This is a genomic window from Tolypothrix sp. VBCCA 56010, assembly GCF_050875635.1.
Lineage (GTDB): Bacteria > Cyanobacteriota > Cyanobacteriia > Cyanobacteriales > Nostocaceae > Hassallia.
This window is the reverse complement of the sequence record NZ_JBPAOH010000421.1, coordinates 1-563: the sequence shown is the minus strand read 5'-3', so window position 1 is coordinate 563 and position 563 is coordinate 1. Positions and strand designations below refer to the sequence as shown.

At 45.1% G+C, this 563-nt stretch carries 1 protein-coding gene; it reads right to left on the bottom strand.

What is annotated here, in order from left to right; all coding sequences use genetic code 11:
- Positions 1 to 328: 328 nt before the first annotated feature.
- Positions 329 to 563 (bottom strand): hypothetical protein (locus AABK37_RS41825; protein WP_432557248.1); only part of this gene is annotated, 235 nt, incomplete at its 5' end.

Genomic DNA, 563 nt, shown 5'->3' with positions numbered 1-563 from the left:
CTCACATTTCGCTCGACGGCCTCACTCCCAACGAAGCCTATCAAAATCAGACTCTCGATCGTGAAAAACTCACCAGTTACATGAAAGCCTCCGCCATTGACAGGTATAGCTACAATAAATCACACCGGTGCGATGGGTGCCATGATTAATTCATGGGAACACCCCCCTGAATTTCCTTAACAAGAACAGGCTTGGATTACCTAAAATGAGTGTTCCTTAGAAGGAACAGTGGAGTGTAAAAGGATGCAGGGACTGCCGGGATGACTAATAGTGGTTTGAAGTGGAGCTTTTACTAAAGAGGTACTGCCTTCGCCGCTTGAGAATTAACTTAGTTAGATTGCTTGCCCCACGCATGCCATATAAGGTCCGAAGTGTCTCGTAACAATCCCTTCTCAACATCAAGATAAAGAGCGGGCTCAAGAGTTTTGTCAATTCCAATTAATATAGCTAAGGGGACGGCACGCATGTCTTTCTTATCAATATCTTGGGCTGGTGCTGAAAATATCTCCCACTCATTGGGCTCCCATCGCATTACATCTGTTGCTTTCTCACCATAAAGAACC